This is a genomic window from Streptosporangium sp. NPDC004379 (assembly GCF_042873875.1).
GTDB lineage: Bacteria > Actinomycetota > Actinomycetes > Streptosporangiales > Streptosporangiaceae > Streptosporangium.
Genome location: NZ_JBIAMC010000020.1, coordinates 117,476 through 134,141, shown reverse-complemented (window position 1 = coordinate 134,141; position 16,666 = coordinate 117,476). Strand labels below are relative to the sequence as shown.

At 72.7% G+C, this 16,666-nt stretch carries 14 protein-coding genes; 8 read left to right on the top strand and 6 right to left on the bottom strand.

Features of this window, described 5'->3' with window-relative positions:
- Positions 1-275 precede the first annotated feature (275 nt).
- Entirely contained in the window at positions 276-1,817 is a 1,542-nt protein-coding gene (locus ACFYSC_RS32195) for a GMC family oxidoreductase (protein ID WP_389969109.1), read from the bottom strand.
- A 174-nt stretch (positions 1,818-1,991) separates the two neighbouring features.
- On the opposite strand from ACFYSC_RS32195, the gene ACFYSC_RS32190 reads away from it, so the two are divergent.
- A complete protein-coding gene (locus tag ACFYSC_RS32190) occupies positions 1,992-3,527 on the top strand; it encodes a long-chain fatty acid--CoA ligase (RefSeq protein WP_389969107.1) in 1,536 nt (511 codons plus the stop codon).
- A 63-nt stretch (positions 3,528-3,590) separates the two neighbouring features.
- Here ACFYSC_RS32190 and ACFYSC_RS32185 read toward each other — a convergent pair whose 3' ends face one another.
- The 4 genes from ACFYSC_RS32185 to ACFYSC_RS32170 form a co-directional block, all read right to left on the bottom strand.
- Positions 3,591-4,850, bottom strand: coding sequence for a cyclopropane-fatty-acyl-phospholipid synthase family protein (locus ACFYSC_RS32185; protein ID WP_362937712.1), 1,260 nt, complete (start codon positions 4,848-4,850; stop codon positions 3,591-3,593).
- 11 nt (positions 4,851-4,861) lie between these two features.
- Positions 4,862-6,220, bottom strand: a complete 1,359-nt coding sequence (locus ACFYSC_RS32180; RefSeq protein ID WP_389969121.1) for an FAD-binding oxidoreductase — start codon at positions 6,218-6,220, stop codon at positions 4,862-4,864.
- A gap of 110 nt (positions 6,221-6,330) precedes the next feature.
- A complete protein-coding gene (locus ACFYSC_RS32175) occupies positions 6,331-7,317 on the bottom strand; it encodes an NAD(P)-dependent oxidoreductase (protein ID WP_389969105.1) in 987 nt (328 codons plus the stop codon).
- A gap of 1 nt (position 7,318) precedes the next feature.
- The gene (locus ACFYSC_RS32170) at positions 7,319-9,001 is read right to left on the bottom strand and encodes a serine/threonine-protein kinase (RefSeq protein WP_389969103.1); all 1,683 of its coding nucleotides are present in this window, start codon (positions 8,999-9,001) and stop codon (positions 7,319-7,321) included.
- 128 nt (positions 9,002-9,129) lie between these two features.
- On the opposite strand from ACFYSC_RS32170, the gene ACFYSC_RS32165 reads away from it, so the two are divergent.
- From ACFYSC_RS32165 to ACFYSC_RS32145, 5 genes are all read left to right on the top strand, one after another.
- A complete protein-coding gene (locus ACFYSC_RS32165; RefSeq protein ID WP_389969101.1) occupies positions 9,130-10,263 on the top strand; it encodes a CaiB/BaiF CoA transferase family protein in 1,134 nt (377 codons plus the stop codon).
- Between the two features lie 102 nt (positions 10,264-10,365).
- Complete coding sequence (locus ACFYSC_RS32160) at positions 10,366-11,208, top strand: ABC transporter ATP-binding protein (RefSeq protein ID WP_389969099.1); 843 nt, start codon at positions 10,366-10,368, stop codon at positions 11,206-11,208.
- Positions 11,205-12,119, top strand: coding sequence for an ABC transporter permease (locus ACFYSC_RS32155; RefSeq protein ID WP_389969097.1), 915 nt, complete (start codon positions 11,205-11,207; stop codon positions 12,117-12,119). The genes ACFYSC_RS32160 and ACFYSC_RS32155 overlap by 4 nt, the downstream gene beginning before the upstream one ends.
- Positions 12,120-12,135: 16 nt before the next feature.
- The gene (locus tag ACFYSC_RS32150) at positions 12,136-12,375 is read left to right on the top strand and encodes a helix-turn-helix transcriptional regulator (protein WP_389969095.1); all 240 of its coding nucleotides are present in this window, start codon (positions 12,136-12,138) and stop codon (positions 12,373-12,375) included.
- Positions 12,375-12,911, top strand: a complete 537-nt coding sequence (locus ACFYSC_RS32145) for a hypothetical protein (protein ID WP_389969093.1) — start codon at positions 12,375-12,377, stop codon at positions 12,909-12,911. The genes ACFYSC_RS32150 and ACFYSC_RS32145 overlap by 1 nt, the downstream gene beginning before the upstream one ends.
- Before the next feature lie 35 nt (positions 12,912-12,946).
- On the opposite strand, the gene ACFYSC_RS32140 is transcribed toward ACFYSC_RS32145, so the two are convergent.
- Positions 12,947-13,411 carry a GyrI-like domain-containing protein gene (locus ACFYSC_RS32140; RefSeq protein ID WP_389969091.1) on the bottom strand — a complete coding sequence of 155 codons (465 nt, stop codon included), beginning with the start codon at positions 13,409-13,411 and terminating at the stop codon, positions 12,947-12,949.
- A gap of 135 nt (positions 13,412-13,546) precedes the next feature.
- Here ACFYSC_RS32140 and ACFYSC_RS32135 point away from each other — a divergent pair, with 135 nt between their 5' ends.
- Together ACFYSC_RS32135 and ACFYSC_RS32130 are read left to right on the top strand one after the other, a co-directional pair.
- Positions 13,547-14,989, top strand: coding sequence for a GuaB1 family IMP dehydrogenase-related protein (locus ACFYSC_RS32135; RefSeq protein WP_389969089.1), 1,443 nt, complete (start codon positions 13,547-13,549; stop codon positions 14,987-14,989).
- A 127-nt stretch (positions 14,990-15,116) separates the two neighbouring features.
- A complete protein-coding gene (locus ACFYSC_RS32130) occupies positions 15,117-16,013 on the top strand; it encodes a general stress protein (protein WP_389969087.1) in 897 nt (298 codons plus the stop codon).
- Positions 16,014-16,666: the final 653 nt, after the last annotated feature.

Sequence of the window (16,666 nt, the reverse complement as noted above, 5' to 3'; positions counted from 1 at the left end):
TCATCCGTACGGACGACGCGGACTTGGCGCGGAGGTGGGTGGGTGTTCCGGCCGGCTTCAAAACGCCAGAAACCGTCGCGCCCGGGACCAGGCCGGAGGCCGGTCGAAACCAGACGGCAACCACAGCGCCGGCCGGAACACCCACCCACCGCAGCGCGAACCACCGCCCGACCCGGCGGGCGTGGACCCGCCCGAGCCCGGGGAAGCACCCCCGAGACGCGAAAAGCCCCGGCGCCGACTGCGGGGACCCGCCCGAGCGTCCGGCGGGGAAAGGCTCAGGCGGCGGCGATCAGGTCGGCGGCCCGTTCGGCGATCATGACGGTGGGGGCGTGGGTGTGCCCCCGGTTGATGGCCGGCATGACCGAGGCGTCGGCGACCCGGAGGCCCGCCACGCCGCGGACCCGGAGTGAGGGGTCCACCACCGACTCGTCGTCGGCTCCCATCCGGCAGGTTCCCACCGGGTGGTAGAGGGTCTCGCCGCGTTCGCGGACCCAGCGGGCGAGTTCCTCGTCGGTCTCGGCGCCCCAGTAGGGGTCCATCGGCGGCCCGGCGTACGGCTTGAGCGCCACGGTGGCGAACAGCCCCTTGGCGGCCCGCAGCCCGGCCACCAGCCGTCCGACGTCGGCCGGGGCCGACAGGTAGGCGGGGTCGATCACCACGTCACGACCGTCGAGGCGGATCCGCCCCCGGCTCTCCGGGTGCAGCAGGACCGCGCCGATGGTCAGCCCGTGCCCCTTGGGGCGGGTCAGGCCGTGGTCGACGAAGGGGACGGGCGCGAAGACCAGCTCGATGTCCGGGGCGGGCTCGTCGGGTGCGGTCCGGATGAAGGCGACGGCCTCGCCGACGTTGGAGGTGAGCATGCCCCGGCGGGCGAGCAGGAAGCGCAGCAGGTTGCCGGTCGTCTCGGCTCCGGCCAGCGTGATCGGCTCGGGGCAGTGCAGGATGATCGCCGCCGCCAGGTGGTCCTGGAGGTTGCGGCCGACCTGGGGCAGGTCGCGGACCGGTTCGATCCCCTGGGCGGACAGTTCGTCGGCCGCGCCCACCCCGGAGAGCATGAGCAGGTGGGGCGAGCCGATCGCCCCGGCCGACAGGATCACCTCCCGGCGGGCCCGCACCACCGCGCCGTCGCCGTACTCGACGCCGACGGCGCGGCCGTCCTCGATGAGGATGCGGCGGGCGGGGGCGGCGGTCATGATCGTGAGGTTGGGGCGTTTCGCGGCGGGTCTGAGGTAGGCGTCGGCGGCGCTGCAGCGCCGGCCGCGGTCCTGTGTGACGGGGGTGGGGCAGCAGCCCTCGTTGGAGGGGCCGTTCAGCTCCGGCAGGCGCGCGATCCCCGTCTCCTCGCAGGCCCGCAGGAAAGCCGCGGTGGCCGGGTTGGGGCTGCGCAACTCGGAGACGGCGATCGGGCCGCCGGTGCCGTACACGTCGCCGTGGTTGGAGCCGACGCGGCGCTCGGCCCGCCGGAAGTACGGCAGGACCTCGTCGTAGGACCAGCCGGGCACGTCCCATCCGTCGTAGTCGGCCCGGTGGCCGCGCACCCACATCTGGGCGTTCATCGAGGAGGAGCCGCCGAGCATCCGGCCGCGCGGCCAGTACAGCCGCCTGCCGGACATGCCCGGCTGCCCGACGGTGGAGAAGTCCCAGTCGCGGGGGGTCTTGAAGAGCTTGGGGAAGGCGACCGGCACCCGGACCTCGAAGGCGTCGTCCCGGCCGCCGGCCTCCAGGAGCGCCACGGTCACCGCCGGGTCGGCGGAGAGACGGCCGGCCAGCACGCAGCCGGCGGACCCGGCTCCCACGATCACGTAGTCGTACACCATGCGCCAGCACCCTTCGACATACGGACGGTGTCGGCTCGCCTCCCCCGTGAGCGGGCTCACATCTGCATACTCCTCCGTCGATTACCCGTCAATTTGTGACCTGGCTTACCTACCGGCAGGTATCTCAGACTGCGAGTATGGGCTCGTCAGAAGCCTGTCCGGAGGAGGACGCCCATGCTCAACCTGTCGATCGTGCTGGAGGACAGCGCCCGGCAGCAGCCCGATCGCACCGCCCTGGTCTTCGGTGATCTGCGGCTCCCCTACTCCCTGGTCGACACCATCGCCAACCAGGTCGCCAACCTGCTGGTCTCCCGCGGGATCGGCAAGGGCGACAAGGTCGCGCTGGCCTGCCCGAACCTGCCCTACTTCCCGTTCGTGTACTACGGGATCCTCAAGGCCGGCGCCGTGGTCGTGCCGCTCAACGTGCTTCTGCAGACGAGGGAGATCACCTACCACCTGGAGGACTCCGAGGCCAAGGCGCTGTTCTGCTTCGAGGGCACCCCGGAGCTGCCGCTGGGCGCGCGCGGCCGGGAGGGGTTCGAGGGGGCGGCGGGGACCGAGCACTTCTTCGTGCTGCCGGCGACCGCGTTCGCCACCGAGTCCGAGCACGGCGAGACCCTGTGGGCGGCGCTGGACGGCGTGTCCGGCGAGTTCGAGACCGTGCAGACCGCGCCGGACGACACCGCGGTGATCCTCTACACCAGCGGCACGACCGGCCAGCCGAAGGGCGCCGAGCTCAGCCACCAGAACATGGTGCTCAACGCCATGGTGTCGGACGAGATGTTCCCCCGGGGCGACGACGGCGACGCGTTCCTGGCGGCGCTGCCGCTGTTCCACTCCTTCGGCCAGACCGTCGTGATGAACCTCGGGTTCCGGCGCCGCGGCACCGTCGTGCTCATGCCGCGCTTCGATCCGGGTGAGGCGCTGACGCTGATGCGCGAGGAGAAGGTCACCCTGTTCGCGGGCGTGCCGACGATGTACTGGGCCATGCTGACGAAGGTCCACGCCGACGGCGACGAGGTGCCGACCACGCTCCGGGCGGCGGTCGCGGGTGGTTCGGCCTCCCCTGCCGAGGTTCTCAGGGACTTCGAGGCCACGTTCGGCATCGGCATCCTGGAGGGGTACGGCCTGTCGGAGACCTCCCCGGTGGCCTGCTTCAACCAGCCGGGCCGGCCGACCAAGCCCGGCACGATCGGCACTCCGATCTGGGGCGTGGAGATGAAGCTGATCGACGCCGACTGGAAGACGGTCGAGGGCGAGGGCCCCGGGGAGATCGCGATCCGCGGCCACAACGTGATGAAGGGCTACTACAACCGGCCCGAGGCGACCGCCGACGCGATGCGGGACGGCTGGTTCCGCACCGGGGACATCGCCGTCCGCGACTCCGACGGCTACTACTCGATCATCGACCGCGTCAAGGACATGATCATCCGGGGTGGTTTCAACGTCTACCCGCGCGAGCTGGAGGAGGTGCTGATGACGCACCCGGGGGTCTCCCTCACCGCCGTGGTCGGGGTGCCGCACGAGTCGCACGGCGAGGAGGTCAAGGCGTACGTCATCCGCACGCCGGACGCGACGGTCACCGAGCAGGAACTGTCGGAGTGGTGCAGGGAGAACATGGCGGCCTACAAGTATCCGCGGATCATCGAGTTCCGCGAGTCCCTGCCGATGACCGCCACCGGGAAGATCCTCAAGCGCGAGCTGCGCTGAGCCCGGCCCGGCGACCCCCGGTACGGCCCACCCGGTCTCACCGGGCGGGCCGTACCGGGTGGATCAGGGCCAGTCGAGGGCGGGGCGCAGCGGCACGCGGGAGTCGCCCCGCGAGTCGAGTTTCACGCCGAGCACCTGGTGGAGCTGGACCTTGTTGCGTTCGAAGCCGACGATGCAGCCGGCCATGTAGAGCCGCCAGACCCGGGCCGTGCCCCGGCCGACCTCGGCGACCGCCTCGTCCCAGTGCTCGTCGAGGTTGTCGCACCAGTGGCGGAGGGTCCTGGCGTAGTGCTCGCGCAGGTTCTCCTCGTGGCGGATCTCGAAGCCGGTGTCCTCCATCTCGCGGACGAGGTGGCCGACCGACTCCAGCTCGCCGTCGGGGAAGACGTAGCGGTTGATGAACCCGCCCCCGTTGAACGTCTTCTCCTTGCCGGTGGGCCGGGTGATGCAGTGGTTGAGGAGCCGGCCGCCGGGGACGAGCTTGCCGTACAGGAAGCGGAAGTAGTTCGCCAGCTGGTCCTTGCCGATGTGCTCGGTGAGGCCGATGGAGCTGACCGCGTCGAAGCCGCTCTCGGTGACGTCGCGGTAGTCCATGTGGCGGACTTCGGCCAGCTCCTCCAGCCCGGCCTCGGCGATCGCCTTCTGCGCCCACTCGGCCTGCTGGCGCGAGAGGGTGACGCCCAGCACCTTGACGCCGTACTCACGGGCGGCGTGCATGACCATGCCGCCCCAGCCGCAGCCGACGTCCAGCAGCCGCATCCCGGGCTTGAGGCCCAGCTTGCGGGCGACGAGGTCGAACTTGGTGAACTGCGCCTCCTCGAGTGTGGCGTCCTCCCGGGGGAAGGTCGCGCAGGTGTAGGCCATGGAGGGGCCGAGCACCCACTCGTAGAAGGTGTTGGAGACGTCGTAGTGGTGGTGGATCGCCTGGGCGTCGCGCTCCTTGGCGTGCCTGCTGCCCAGCCTGGCCAGCATGCTGCGGCGCACCTCCTGCGGGGGTGGGGGCACGCGCATCAGCAGGGGCTTGAGGCCCAGGGCGCGGACGGCCGCGACCTTCTCGCTCGCCGGGATGTCGTCGAGCGTGATCGACCACATCCTCGACAGCAGCGTGTACATGTCCCCGTGCACGTCGAGATGACCCGACACGTAGGCCCGCGCGAGACCGAGCTCGCCGGGGGCCTGCGCCAGGTAGGCGACGGCGATGGGGGACCTGATGTCGATGGCGAGGTCCGCGCTGGCGGGGCCGGCCTTGCTGCCGTCGTAGGCGGTGAGGCGGACGTTCGCCTCGGGCCCGACGACCTTTTCGAAGATCTCTGCGAGTTTCACAGAATCAACTCCTAACGCCCCCGAACACACTTGTCGTAGAGGTCGAGCAACCGGCCGGTGGCGTCGTATGCCCGCTTCACCGGCCAGTAGACCGGACCGTTATAAAACTTCCAGAACTCGTCCCGTTCGTAGAACGAGGTGGAGTACAGGGACTTGTGGCCGTCGAGCCTGTGGACCTCGTTCTCGATCATGCGGTTGTGGTAGCCGTCGAACTGGCCGCGGGGCAGCGGGACCGTTCCCCAGAACCCGAAGTTGACGTAGAGGCGGCCGGGCTCCAGCGGGTAGAGGGGCCACCGTCCCGACGACTTCAGCGGGCACATCCACACCGGGGTCATGCCGACCTTGTCGTGGAAGAACTCCAGGAACTCCGCGCCGCGCTCGACGGGCACCTCGATGTCCTGGATGACCGACTCCTGCACGGGCCGGCCGCGCCAGCGGTCCACCCGGGCGGTCACGCCGTACCTGCGGTCCAGGCCGACGAGCCTGCGGTAGACGTCGGAGCGCATCCACTTGCGGGGCATCATCGAGCGGACCAGGGCGCCCTGCACGCCGAAGGCGCGCGAGCACCAGAACCAGTCGGTGTCCCAGCGCCACAGGTAGTCGCGGACGGTCAGCCAGTCGCGCGTCCGGGTCTGGATCGACCGGTAGTAGATGCGCATCCCGGTGTAGTCGGACAGGTACGGTGCCTTCTCCGCGAACTGCCCGACGGTGATGTAGAGCTCGTCCGGCCCGAAGTAGGTGCCGTCCACGAAGTCGGCCCGCTCGCCCTCGTGCTCGCCGCTCTCGCAGATCTCCCGCATCGCGGCCATGCACTTGTCGGCGTCGGTGAAGGGGATGTGGGTGAGCCGGACGTACGGCTGGACGGGCTTGAGCCTGATCCGGATCCGGAGGGCGTACCCGAGGGTGCCGTAGGAGTTGGGGAAGGCCCGGAACAGGTCCCGGTGCTCGTTGTCGTCGCGCGCCACGACGACCCGGCCGTCGCCGGTGAGGATCTCCAGTTCCTCCACCGACTCGTGCGGCAGTCCGTCGCGGAAGCTGGTGGACTCGATGCCGAGCCCGGTCACCGCACCGCCCAGCGTGATCGTCTTCAGCTGCGGCACGACGTACGGCATGAGCCCGTGCGGGAGGGTGGCGTCCACCAGATGCTCGTAGGTGGTCATGCCCTGCACCTCGGCCGTCATGGCCACCGGGTCGACCTCGATGACCTTGTCGAGGTCGCGGGCCGACAGCCTGGCGCCGCGGGAGGAGTCGCGGAAGCGGAACAGGTTGGTCGTGGCCTTGGCCAGCCGGGGCGCCGCGTCCTCGGGAATCTCGGCGTAGGCCTGCCTGATCTGTTCGACGGCCCGGCGGTGCGCCGCCATCTCCGTCATCTGTTCCACAGGACATTCACCCCCGGAGCACTCATAGGAAGATCGCCTCTAGCACGGTATATCTCGCATGTCGTCGGAGCCAGACGGGACACGTTAAACGCGCGGAAACTCTACGCCCGCCCCGTCCGGCGGCGGACGACCACCCCCGCCTCATTGACCACATCGGTCACGGGGCGACCGTCGAGGGCGGCGCCGAGGTTGTCCAGGACCCGCCGGACCAGCCGCCCGGTGGCCTGCGCGGTCACCCCCGCCACGTGCGGCGACAGCAGCACCCGGGGGTGGCCGCGCAGCGGGTCGTCCGCGGGGAGCGGCTCGGTCTCGAACACGTCGAGCGCGGCTCCGCCCAGGTGCCCGGAGGAGAGGGCGGAAAGCAGGGCCGTCCCGTCGACCACTCCCCCGCGGGCCGCGTTGACCAGCAGCGACCCGGCGGGCATCCGCAGCGGGTCGACCAGCCCCCGGGTCTCCTCGGTCAGCGCGATCACCACCACCAGCACGTCGGAGGAGGCGACCAGCTCCGGCAGCGGCCGGTGGGCGTAGGGGGTCTCGCGGGGCCGCCGGGTCCAGTAGGACACCTCGCAGCCGTGCGCGGCGAACATCCGCCCGCACTCCCGGCCGATCGGGCCGAAACCGACGATCCCGACGCGCGAGCCGTACAGCTCCCTGGGGCCGAGGTCGAGCTGCGGCCAGCCGCCGGCGCGGACCGCGGCGTCGGCCTCGGGCAGCCGCCGCGACAGCGAGAGCGCGGCGGCGAGGCACCATTCGGCCACCGCGACGGCGCTCACCCCGGCGGTGTTGGCCAGCGGAACGCCGGCGGCGGCCAGCGCGGCGAGGTCGTGGCCGTCCACGCCCACCGAGGGCTGCTGCACGAACGCCAGCCGCGGGGCGGCGCGGACGGCCTCGGCGTCGAGCGCGAGCCCGCCGCTCCAGTCGCCGACCACGATCTCGGCGCCGGCCAGCGCGGCGAGCAGCCCGGCGCGGTCACGGCTCTCCGGGACCGACACCTCCACCCGGCCGCCGAGCGGGCCGAGCAGGCCGCGCAGCGCCTCCGCGGGCAGCGGAGGCAGTGCCAGCACCCGCCAGGGGGCCTCACCGGTCATCTCATTCGCCTCCCCGCGGGTGGAAGCTCGCGAAAATCTTCTCCATGAGCCCGGGGCGTCCGTTCCATCCCTCGGCGGCCGTCCAGCTCAGCACGAAGACCGTATCTCCGACGCCGACGAACCGGCGCGTCTCGCGGTAGGTCACGCCCGGCTTGGCCCACGGCGCGCCCCCGATCTGGTCCGTCTTCCAGGTGAACGTCCAGTCGAGCCCGGAGCCGTAGGCGAGCGGGATGTTCGCCGTCTTCTCGGTGAGGATCTCGCTCCACTGGGCGGTGTCGTCCCGGACGGTCTCCTGGAGCGAGTCCAGGTTCCCGGCGTTCTCGGGGAGCACCTCGACCCCGAGGTGGGCCTGGCCGTCGGGGCTGAGCCACTGGGTGTAGTTCGTCTCGGCGGCCCAGTCGCCCCGCCAGCCGGCCGGGTAGCGGATCGTCCAGTTGTCCGGGGCTTTGGCCTGCCAGAGCCGCAGCTGCTGGGCGGGCTTCCTGGGCTTGGTGGGGGTGGGGCTGGGCGAGGGCGAGGCGCTCGGCGTCGCCGTGTCGCCGGGCGTGCCGGTGCCGGCCGGTCCCACGGTGGCGGTCTGCGTGACCGGAGGCGCCGCGGAGGGGTCGGGCTCGCCGTTCCCGCTCATCGCCAGGGCCGCGGCGCCGCCTCCGCCGAGGACGGCCACGGCCGCCGCGATCAGCGCGATCCGCCCGGCGTGCCACCGCTCCCGGGCAGGGGCGTGGGACCCGGTGGATCTGGAGGACCGGGAGGTCCCGGTGGTCCCGGTGGAGCCGGTGACTCCGGGGGCCCCGGAGAACGCGGGGGTCTCCGCCGTACGGTGCCGGTCGGCACGGCGGGGCCCCGTCGCGTCGCGGCGCGGCCCCGCGGGCGCGGCGCCGCTCGCCTCGGCCAGCAGCAGGTCGGCCTGCTCGGCGGTGAGCCGGTGGGCCGGGTCGCGCTGGAGCAGGCCGGTGAGCACCTCGCGCATCTCCGGCGGCACCCGGCTGAAGTCGGGCTCCTCGGTGATGAGCGCCCCGAGGGTGGCGATGGCCGTGGGCCGCTCGAAGGGGCCCTGGCCCAGCAGCGCCGCGTAGAGGGTCGCGCCGAGCGACCACAGGTCGGACCAGGGGCCGGAGGGGCCCGCGGTGGCACGTTCCGGCGGCAGGAAACTGGGCGAACCGGTCACCATGCCGGTCTGGGTCAGCGAGGCGTCGCCCTCCAGGGTGGCGATGCCGAAGTCGGTCAGCACGGCCCGGCCGTCGTCGGCCAGCAGGATGTTGCTGGGCTTGACGTCGCGGTGCAGGATGCCCGCCTCGTGGGCCGCCCGCAGCGCCGACAGCACCTGGCGGCCGATCCCGGCGGCCTGGTGGACCGGCAGCGTGCCCGCCTGGTCCAGGCCGCGGGCCCGGACCAGCTCCATGACGATCCAGGGACGGCCGTCCTCCTCGGCGACGTCGTAGACCGCCACGATGCCCCGGTGGTTGAGCCGCGCCGCCGTCCTGGCCTCACGGGAGGTGCGGGCGAGCTGGCGCTCGCGCTCGTCCGGGGGGAGGTTCGGCGGCAGCAGCACCTCCTTGATCGCGACGGGCCGGTCGAGGAGGGTGTCGTATCCCTCCCAGACCACGCCCATGCCGCCCCTGCCGATCTCTCTCAGCAGCCGGTAGCGCCCGGCGACCACCCGTCCACCGTCCGGATACGTCATCACTGACCCCTAGATCCCATCGGATAAGCCGTAAGTTTCCCACACCGACCGGCCGCGGGTGGTCCGGCGCGGACGTCTTGCCACCCGGAGCCGAATGTTGTTCTACTTGGCCCCGGAGAGGAGATCGCATGGAGCGCGTGACCAGGAGCGGCCCGCTGTCCGGGGTCCGCGTGCTGGAGCTGGCCGGCCTGGCCCCGGGACCGTTCGCCGGGATGATGCTGGCCGACCACGGGGCGGAGGTGCTGCGGGTCGACCGGGTGACCGCGGTCACGGCGGCCGGGAACCGGCCGCGCCGCGACGTGATGGACCGCGGCAAGCGGACGATCGGGCTGGACCTGAAGTCGCCCGAGGGGGTGGCCGCGTTCCGGGAGCTGGCCGCGCACGCCGACGTGGTCATCGAGGTCTTCCGGCCGGGCGTCGCCGAGCGCCTCGGCATCGGCCCCGAGGATCTGCGGGCCGTCAACCCCCGGCTGGTGTACGGGCGGATGACCGGCTGGGGCCAGGAGGGCCCGCTGGCCGCGACCGCCGGGCACGACATCGACTACATCGCCGTCGCGGGCGTGCTGTCCATGCTGGGCCGGGCGGGCGGCAAGCCCACCCCGCCGATCAACATCCTCGGCGACTTCGCCGGCGGCGGCCTCATGCTCGCCTACGGCGTGCTGCTCGCCCTGTTCGAGCGGGAGCGGACCGGCCGGGGCCGAGTGGTGGACGCGGCCATGGTGGACGGCGCCGCGACCCTGTTCGCCATGTTCTACCAGGGCGTGCAGAGCGGCTTCTGGGGGCCGCGCGGCACCAACCTCCTCGACACCGGCGCGCCGATGTACGACACCTACGAGACCGCCGACGGGGGGTTCGTCGCGGTGGGCGCGCTGGAGCCGCAGTTCTGGGCGGAGATGGTCGCACTGATGGGTCTTTCCGACCTGCCCGACCGCGACGACCGGGCGCGCTGGCCGGAGCTGCGCGAGCGGCTGGCCGAGGCGTTCCGCTCCCGGACCCGGGCCGAGTGGGAGGAGGTGTTCGCCGGGTCGGACGCCTGCGTCGTGCCCGTCCTGGACCCGGCCGAGGCCGCCGAGCACCCGCACAACCGGGCCCGCGGCACGTTCGTCGAGGTCGGCGGGGTCCGCCAGCCCGCGCCCGCGCCGCGGCTGGAGGGTGCGGACTCCCCCGATCTCGCCCCCGCGACCCTCCTCTCCGACCTGTCGGGCTGGGGGCTGGACCCGGAGGCCGCCGAACGACTGCGCGCCGCGGGCGTGCTCGCCTGAGCCGGTCCGGCCCCTGCCTGAGGGCGGTGCATCCGTAGTGGATGTGCCGCCCTTTGTCATGCATATTGTGTCGAATGTAGTAGGTGTACTACATTCGATGGCATGAGTACTGCGGTGAGCGTCCGCGGGTTGCGGATGGCGTACGGCACGGCCGAGGTGCTGCGGGGCATCGACCTCGACATCCGGCGCGGCGAGATCTTCACACTGCTCGGGCCCAACGGCGCGGGCAAGACCACCACGATCGAGATCCTGGAGGGCTTCCGGAACCGGTCGGCGGGCGAGGTGAGCGTGCTGGGCGCCGACCCGGCCCGCGCCGGCGACGCCTGGCGGGCCAGGCTCGGAATCGTGCTGCAGAGCTGGAGCGACCACGGCCGCTGGGGCGTCCGGGAGCTGCTGGCCCACATCGGGGAGTTCTACGACCACCCCCGCGATCCCGACGAACTGCTCGCCGTGCTGGGGCTCACCGGGCAGGCGGCGCAGCGGGTGAGCCGCCTGTCCGGCGGCCAGCGCCGCCGCCTCGACGTGGGGCTCGGCATCGTGGGCCGGCCGGAGCTGCTGTTCCTGGACGAGCCGACGACCGGCTTCGACCCGGAGGCGCGCCGGGAGTTCCACCTGCTGGTGGAGAGACTCGCCGCCGACGGCATGACGGTGCTGCTGACCACCCACGACCTCGCCGAGGCCGAGAAGCTGGCGCACCGCACCGCCATCCTCGTCCGCGGGGAGATCGTCGCGTGCGGGAGCCCGGCCGAGCTGGCCGACGCCGTACGCGCCGAGTCGCAGGTGCGGTGGCTGGAGGACGGCCGCGAGCGGGTCCTCACCACGGCCGACCCGTCGCGGGCGGCGTGGGAGCTGCACGAGCGGTTCGGCGGCCCGGTGCCGGGCCTGCAGGTCCGGCGCCCGTCACTGGAGGAGAACTACCTGAGCCTCATCGGGAGGGCGGCATGACCGGAACGGCCACGACACCCACGACGACCCCTCCGGGCGGCGCGACCGCCGGGACGCCCCGGGCGGGAGGCGGCGTGAACGCCAGGGCGCTGCGCGTCGGGCTGCGGCGGGGCTGGACGGAGTACGTCCACCTGGTCAAGGACCGCAGAGAGCTGATCACCAACCTGGTCGGCTCGGTCGGGATCTTCGCACTGCTGATCCTGTGGATCGGCGACGGTCCGGTGGAGGGTACCGGCGTCTCCCGGGCGACGTTCATGACCGTCGGCTTCCTGGCGTTCACCGTCTTCTCCAACGGCCTCATGGCGCTGCCGATGGCGCTGACCAACGACCGGGAGGACGGCACGCTGCTGCGGCTGCGCACCCTCCCCGGCGGCATCACCGCCTACCTCACCGGGCGGGCGGTGACCTTCCTCTGCCAGATCGTCGTACAGGGCGCGCTGATCCTGGCCACCGGCGTGGTCGTCGGCGGCGTCGGACTGCCCCGCGACTGGCTGACGCTGACCTGGGTGCTGCTGCTCGGCACGGTCGCGGTGGTCCCGCTGGGCGCCGCCATCGGCTGCCTGCTGCCCAACCCGAAGACCGCCGCGGGCGTCGTGGGCCTGCCGATGATGATCCTGATGGTGACCTCCGGCGTCATGCTCCCGGTGACCTTCATGCCCGAGCCCGTCCAGTGGGTCTCGCAGGCGTTCCCGCTCTACTGGCAGGGGCTCGGCCTGCGGGCGGCGTTCATGCCCGACGGCATGCTCGCCGCGGAGATCGGCGGCGACTGGCGGCTGCCCTGGGTGGCCGTGGCGCTCGGCGCGTGGGCGGTCGCGGGGATGCTGCTGGCCCCGGGGCTGGTCCGGCGGGTGACCCGGCGGGAGTCGGGGTCCCGGCTCGCCGAGCGGCGACCGGCCGCCCAGGCGTCCTGAGAGCTGGGAGACTACCGTGGTGGCCACGGAAGACGTCTACAACAGGATCTCGGTGCTGCGGGCCGAGCGCGGCGTCTCGCGCAAGGACCTGGCCGCCGCGCTGGGCGTCCACTACCAGACGATCGGCTACCTCGAACGCGGCGAGTACAGCCCCAGCCTGCACCTGGCCCTGCGCATCGCCGCGTACTTCGAGGTGCCCGTGGAGATCGTCTTCTCCCTGAAACCGTTCCCCCGACTCGGCAGCGAGGTGAAGTGATGGGCGGGATGACCCCCGAGCAGGTGGAGAGGCACTCCCGCTCCTGGCCGCCGCGTTCCTGGTATGCCACCCGCCGCAGCCGCCGCACCCTGGCGGCCGTGGGCACGGCCGCGGTCGCGCTGGCCTGGATCAGCGCGATCGTGTGCTGGTTCTTCGCACCCAGCTCCCTGGCGATGTGGACCACCTTCGTCCTGTGGGGAGCCGCGATAGCGATCTACACGACGGTCTACGCGGCGCTCGTCGGAGCCACCCGCGGCGTCATCGGCCTCGCCGGGCAGCACCTCGACGAGCGCCAGGCCCGCGAACGCCGCCGGCTCCAGGCCGACGCCCACCGGGGCACCACGATCATGCTCTACGCGGTGCTCGCGCTCGTCCTCCTCGCCGTCACCGGCGCGAAGGCGTCGGTCGTCGAGGTCCCGGTGGCCGCGATCGTCCTGTTCGCGTACGCCATGATCGTGACGCACCACATCCTGCCGTCCCTCCTGGCGGCCTGGCGGATGCCCGACCCGCCGCAGGACGACGACGAGGACGACTGAGGGACGGCCCGGCGGGAGGCCGGTCGGTCACCGGGTCAGCCCATCGAGGTGAAGACCGCGGCGTAGAGGTCCACTCCCCCGGGACGGTGGACCTCCAGGTCGGTGGTGAAGGCCCGGGGCGGGGTGCCGCCGGACTCGGTGTGCTTCCACAGCCGCTGCCAGGCGTCCCGCAGCGTCTCGGGCATCTGCCCGCGCGCCTCCAGCTTCAGGCACGGCACGGCGGGCACCCGCACCGCGACCATCCCCTCGGGCATGGCGGCGGCGCTCCGTACCGCCACCCCGACGATCACCGTGTAGGCGCCGTGGTGGCCGCTCTCGTAGTCGGTGTACACCGCGTAGACGTTCTCGTCCACCCTGCCCGGGACGTGGGCGAACGCTCCGGGGACCCCGACCCGCGCCCACAGCGCGGCCAGCCGTCCCCGGCCCTCCCCCTCCTCGGCGTTCGACGTCCGTACGGCACGGCCGACGACCAGCGACTCCGGCCGATCAACGACGATCACAACGCCTCCCATGGCCATCCCGCTTGATTCGCGCAAACGGGATCCTAGCCGTAGCCCGGAGTGATGCTCCCCGCTCCCGACCGCCGGAACGGGGAGGGCTCCCGCTGCATCATTCACCGGATAAGGTGGGGGAACGTGAAGTTTCTCAATGGGATGACCCCGGCCTACGACCTCACGTACAGCGACGTCTTCATGGTCCCGGCGCGCTCCTCGATCGGCTCGCGCCTCTCGGTCGACCTCGCCACCCACGACGGCACCGGCACCACGATCCCGATCGTCGTGGCCAACATGACGGCCGTCGCCGGGCGCCGCATGGCCGAGACCGTCGCCCGCCGCGGCGGCATCGCCGCGATACCGCAGGACATCCCCATCGAGGTGGTGGCCGACGTCGTCGACTGGGTCAAGCGGCGCGACCTGGTCCACGACACCCCGCTCACCCTCACCCCGCACGACACCGTCGGCGAGGCGCTCAACCTGCTCCCCAAACGGGCGCACGACGCGATCGTCGTCGTCGACCGGGAGAACCGCCCGATCGGCGTGGTCACCGAGGTCGACTGCGGCGGCGTGGACATGTACACGCAGCTCTCGCAGGTCATGTCGTCCGGCCGCCTGCTCACCCTGCCCGCCGGCCTGGACCCGCGCGAGGCGTTCGACCGGCTCCACGAGGGCCGCCACCGGCTCGCCCCGATCGTCGACGGCGACGGCCGCCTGGTCGGCATCCTCACCCGCACCGGCGCGCTGCGGGCCACGCTCTACAAGCCCGCCGTGGACGCCTCGGGCCGGCTGCGCGTCGCCGCCGCCGTCGGCGTCAACGGCGACGTGGCCGCCAAGGCCGCCGAACTGCTGGAGGCCGGGGTGGACTGCCTGGTGGTGGACACCGCCCACGGCCACCAGGAGAAGATGATCAGTGCGCTGAAGGCGGTCCGGGCGCTCGACCCGGACGTGCCGGTCGCCGCGGGCAACGTCGTCACCGCCGGCGGGGTGCGCGACCTCGTCGAGGCCGGGGCCGACATCCTCAAGGTCGGCGTCGGGCCGGGCGCCATGTGCACCACCCGGATGATGACCGGCGTGGGCCGCCCGCAGTTCTCCGCCGTGCTGGAGTGCGCGACCGAGGCGCGCCGCCTGGGCCGCCACGTCTGGGCCGACGGCGGCGTCCGCCACCCGCGCGACGTGGCCCTCGCCCTGGCCGCCGGGGCGTCCAACGTGATGATCGGCTCCTGGTTCGCCGGCACGTACGAGTCACCCGGCGACACCCGCACGGCCGCCGACGGCCGCAGGTACAAGGAGAACTTCGGCATGGCCTCGGCCCGCGCGGTGAAGCTGCGCACCGCGGAGGACTCTCCCTTCGAGCGGGCCCGCAAGGCGTTGTTCGAGGAGGGCATCTCCACCTCCAGGATGTACCTCGACCCGGCCCGGCCCAGCGTCGAGGACCAGATCGACGCCATCGTGGCGGGCCTGCGCTCGGCGTGCACCTACGCCGGGGCCGCCGACCTGGAGGAGTTCCACGAGCGCGCGGTCATCGGCGTGCAGAGCTCCTCGGGCTACACCGAGGGCATGCCGCTGCACCAGAGCTGGTAGCCCGCTCCCCCGCGCGTGCGCCCGCCGTACGGTGACACACCTGTACGGCGGGCGCACGCATCGTCGCCGCGCACCGGGGTAGTCGCCTGAACGATCACCCACTGACACAGCGGGAAGGCGAGCGGACATGACACACGTACCCACCGCCACGACGCAGCCGGCGGAGCGGCTCGTCGTCGTGGACCGGAGAGTGCTGGTCGGCTACGACAACTACGCGGCGGCCCAGCGGACCGTGGACATGCTCTCCGACGCGGGGTTCCCCGTCGAGCACGTGGCGATCGTCGGCAGCGACCTGCGGCTGGAGGAGACCGTCACCGGCCGGATGACCAACGGCAGGGCCGCGCTGAAGGGCGCCGGCAACGGCCTGGCGTTCGGCGCCGTGGTGGGGGCGTTCCTCGGGCTCTTCACCTCCACCACGATGTCGTTCATCGTCCTCGTGCTCTGGGCCGCGCTCTGGGGCGCGGTGGTGGGGGCCGCGTTCGGGTTCGTCAACCACCTCTTCACCGGCGGGAAGCGGGACTTCGTCTCACGCAGCGCGATCGTCGCCGGCCGCTACGACGTGCTCGTCGCGGCCTCGCACCTGGACAACGCCCACGCCGTGATCGAGGCCGCCAGCGGCCCGGCCGACACCGTCGTCGTCGAGGTGCCGCCGTCCGCGGGCACCTACGACCCGGATGCCGTACGGCCCACCGCCCCGAGCGTCCGGTATCCCGGCGCCGCGGCCGACCGGCCGGCGGACGAGCGCCCCGTGACCGAGCGGCCCGAGGCCGAGCAGCGGGCGGAGGGACACCTCGTGACCGGGCGGACGGCGGACGAGCGCCCCATGACCGGGCGGACGGCGGAGGAAGACCTCGTGACCGGACACCGCGAGACCGAGGGAACGGCGGACGGGCACCCGGCGGACGGGCGTTCCCCGGTCACCGGGCTCACCGGCGGGCGGGACCTGCCGGAGGACGGGCCTCACTCGGTCCCCGCGCAGGCGTCCCGGCCCGACCGCGACACGGCCGGCCCGAGCCGCTCCTAGGACCCGTGGTTCCCCGCCGCGGCGAGGATCCGCGGAACGGGTACCGGCAGGGCTGGTGAGCACGAAGGGCGCGGGGGCCACGGCGAGCGCCGTGGCCCCCGCGCCCTTCGCCGTTCCGGTTCACGGCGACGACCTGCCGCCGCCGGCAGAGGGAGCGGACCAGCGCCGTGGAGGCCCCGGCGTGGCGGCCGTCCCGCTCCGAGGCGGAGCCGCGGTCCCGCCGGGAGGCCGCGACGCCCCCGACCCGACCCGGCCCGGTCCGCCCGGCGCTCTTGCCCGGCCGGCCCGCCACCCTGCCCTGGACCGGGCCACGGCGCCGGCCGGCGGGCCCCGGTGAAGTGACGGAGCGGCCTCGACTCGGCGGATCGAGGAGGGGATACTGGGAGTTCCCGCCTGCTGACGGTCCTGTCGGCGTGCTCGCCGTACCCGGTGGAGGGTGCGCGCCGGACCGGCGCGTCGCGGACCTCCGGAGAGGACGGTTCCGCCGTCCCGGGGATCCGCGCACGGTGCCGGCGGGCGCCGGTCCGGCCGTACCCGCCGCCGGGAGGGTGGCGCGGGCTCGCCCCCGATGGTCCCGTGAGAGACCGTGAGAGCGCTCTCTGGAAGAGTTGTCGGCCTTTTCCCTCGAAAACGATCTCCGTGACAGTACGGTT